The organism is Pinirhizobacter sp. (genome assembly GCF_035317885.1).
Lineage (GTDB): Bacteria > Pseudomonadota > Gammaproteobacteria > Xanthomonadales > Rhodanobacteraceae > Pinirhizobacter.
This window is the reverse complement of record NZ_DATHFX010000507.1, coordinates 1-2,989: the sequence shown is the minus strand read 5'-3', so window position 1 is coordinate 2,989 and position 2,989 is coordinate 1. Positions and strand designations below refer to the sequence as shown.

4 protein-coding genes are annotated in these 2,989 nt (G+C 61.5%); 3 read left to right on the top strand and 1 reads right to left on the bottom strand.

Translation table 11 applies throughout. The features are described from left to right. On the top strand, window positions 1-1,170 hold a 1,170-nt coding region (locus tag VK519_RS16675; RefSeq protein ID WP_324351619.1), incomplete at its 5' end, for a YadA family autotransporter adhesin. A gap of 63 nt (window positions 1,171-1,233) precedes the next feature. Then, a complete protein-coding gene (locus tag VK519_RS16670; protein WP_324351616.1) occupies window positions 1,234-2,061 on the top strand; it encodes an OmpA family protein in 828 nt (275 codons plus the stop codon). Between the two features lie 353 nt (window positions 2,062-2,414). Here the strand turns inward: VK519_RS16670 and VK519_RS16665 are convergent, their stop codons facing one another. Then, on the bottom strand, window positions 2,415-2,717 hold the full coding sequence (locus VK519_RS16665) for a DinB family protein (protein ID WP_324351614.1): 303 nt from the start codon (window positions 2,715-2,717) through the stop codon (window positions 2,415-2,417). 16 nt (window positions 2,718-2,733) lie between these two features. Between VK519_RS16665 and VK519_RS16660 the strand changes: the two genes are divergently transcribed. Further along, the coding region (locus VK519_RS16660; RefSeq protein WP_324351612.1) for a TetR/AcrR family transcriptional regulator at window positions 2,734-2,989 on the top strand (256 nt) is incomplete at its 3' end.

Below are 2,989 nucleotides of genomic sequence, written 5' to 3'. Positions count from 1 at the left end.
TTCCACGCCAACTCCACCGCGGCCGATTCGCTGGCGGCGGGCGCGGAGTCTGTTGCTATTGGTCCGGAAACCACGGTGAACGGCGACAACGGTATCGGCATGGGCAACGGCGCGATCGTGCAACAGACAGCGCCAGGTGGTACCGCGATCGGCCAGGCCGCGACGGTGAACCTCGCCGACGGCGTGGCACTGGGCACCAACGCCACGTCCAATGGCATCCAGGCGATGGCCCTGGGCGCGGGCACGCAAGCCGCGTTCGCGGGCAGCGTGGCCCTGGGCGCAGGTTCGGTGACGGACGCACCGGTCGGTACCACGGGCACAACCCTTTTCGGCACCAGTTATTCGTTTGCCGGTACTACGCCTGGGTCGACGGTGAGCGTGGGCGCGGTGGGTGCAGAGCGCACCATCACCAACGTGGCGGCGGGTCGGATCAGTGGCAGCAGTACGGATGCCATCAACGGCTCACAGCTGTTCGCCACCAATCAAACGCTGGAACAGTTGGGGTCCCAGATCATCAACCTCTCCAACACCATCAACAACTTCCCTCCGGGAGGCGGCTCGACCACCAACAGCACCTACCAGACCAGCACGAACAATACCTCGACGGCTTCCGCCACTGGTGACAATTCAACCGCGGCCGGCGCCGGATCCACGGCATCGGGCAACAACAGCACCGCGGTCGGTGCCGGATCTACTGCCAGCGGCGACAACAGCGTTGCCATCGGCGCAGGTTCCGTGGCCAACAGCAGCAACACCGTATCGGTTGGCTCTACGGGCCATGAGCGAACCGTCACCAACGTTGCCAACGGGGTGAACCCCACTGATGCGGTGAATGTGGGCCAGCTCGGCGATGCCATCAACGAGGCCAAGAACTGGTCGAAGGATTACGTCGATCAAAAGTTCCAGAGCGTAGACAACGATCTTAACCGCATCGGGAACCGCGCCAATGCGGGCATCGCCGCGGCCATGGCGATGGCAAGCCTTCCCCAGGCATACCAGCCGAACCAGAGTTCGGCCGCCGCCGCCGTGGGTTCGTTCCACGGCGAGACCGGCGTTGCCGTCGGCGTATCGACCATCACCGAAAGCGGCCGCTACGTGTTCAAGCTCAATGCCACCACCAATTCGCGCGGCGACGCTGGCGCGGGCATTGGTGCGGGTGTGGTCTGGTAATTGGCGCGGACCAGCACGGCAGTGCCGGTTTGTCCTGACGAATGCATCAAGGAGTCTTTAGACATGCGCAATTCATGGAAATCTTTCATCGTGGCGTCCGTTACCACGCTCGCACTCGCCGCGTGCGGCAATGTCAGCCATGGCGTGGCGAAGGATGGTCGCTCCGCCAGCGAACTGTTGTGGCCGTCGCCCGACACCGTTACCCCCATGCATAAGGGCGGTACCTTCCCGAACCTGGCCAACCTGCGGCAAATGCGGCCGGGCCTCAACAAGCAGCAAGTATCGGACCTGATCGGCTATCCACATTTCAGCGAAGGCGTATGGGGCATACACGAGTGGAACTACGTGTTCAACTTCCGGCGGCCGGGCAGCGATGAAGTGACGGTGTGCCAATACAAAGTGCTGTTCGACGACGGCAAACTGGCGGAGAGTTTCTACTGGAAGCCGGAGTCCTGCGCGGCGTTGATTGAAGAGCCAAAGCCAGTTCCTGTTCCCCAGCCCAGGGATGAGAAACCCCAGAACTTCACGCTCTCCGCCGACGCGCTGTTCCCGTTCAACAAGGGTGATGTGGCGGACATCAAGCCTGAGGGGAGGAGGGCGCTGGCGAATATGGCGGCGGAACTGCGCAAGCATGTCGATCAGGTTCGGAGTATCCATGTGATCGGATACACCGACCGCCTTGGCAGCGTCGCCTACAACCAGCGCCTGTCCGAGCGCCGGGCGAACGCCGTGAAAGCTGCCCTGGTAGAAGAGGGGCTGCCATCGACGAAGATCGTGGCCGAAGGAAGGAGCGAGCGCGATGCGGTGAAGGATTGCCCGGACGGTCCCCACGCCCAGTTGGTGGCGTGCCTTGCCCCTAATCGGCGCGTCGAAGTAACGACCGAGCAGTAATCGGGCGTTGCTCCAGCGGCGAGTGAACTCGATCGCCGCTGGAGCGTACCCGGAGCCGCAAATGCTTGCGAAAAGGGAAGAGTCGAATTAAGAAATATCACTTGCAACTTTCCAAATTCTCTCGCTAAAGTGGCTTGCATTCCGTGCGAGGGCGCGCGATTTTTGCCCGCCTTGCGCTCGAGTCCAGCTACTCGGGGATCACCATGCGGGGGAAAGTCTGCTGGAAGGAAGGCCATGTCGTAGTAGAAGTCCTCACGCAGGCCACTCGTTACAACACCTGGGAATGGACTCGCGAATTTCGCGCGTCGTAGCATCGAATTTTCCGCGCTTACTATGAATCGACCTGAGCGATTTCATGCGGCAGCCCGTCCTCTCGTCGATGCCTCTGCCTCATGCAGATAGGTCGTCAGCCCATCCTTCGACGCTGGAACGGCATTGAGCAACATCACTGCGCTGACCTGTCCGCGATGGCCTATGCCGTGGGTGATCACGTGCATGAGCATTTCTTCGCGTGACATGCGGCCAGGTTTGCCGTCCGTGAACAGGAAGTCGATCCGCTCCCCCAACTGGTCGCGATCAAGAGCCGAGACATAGGTTGAAGCGACCGCTCGCATTCTGGTCAAGGAAGGCTTCGACAAGGCCAGCACCAACAGCATCGCGGAAGTGGCCGGGGTGAGCGTGGGGTCGCTGTACCAGTATTTCCCCGGCAAGGAAGCACTCGTTACCGCCGTCAGCGAGCGCCACAAGCTTCAGATCATGCAAACGGTCCGGGGCGAACTGGCGGAGGTTCTGGCCTTGCCGGTAGAGAAGGGGGTGCGCAGGATCGTCGCCCTTGCGGTTAAAGCCCATCGTGTCGATCCCAAGCTGCATCTTGTACTCGCGGAGCAGATTCCACGCGTGGGCAAGCTCGAAGAACTGGGTGCATTCA

Coding starts and splice junctions, on each gene's coding strand:
- VK519_RS16670 (WP_324351616.1), top strand. CDS start 1,234: ATGCGCAATTCATGGAAATCTTTCATCGTGGCGTCCGTTACCACGCTC.
- VK519_RS16665 (WP_324351614.1), bottom strand. CDS start 2,717: ATGCTGTTGGTGCTGGCCTTGTCGAAGCCTTCCTTGACCAGAATGCGA.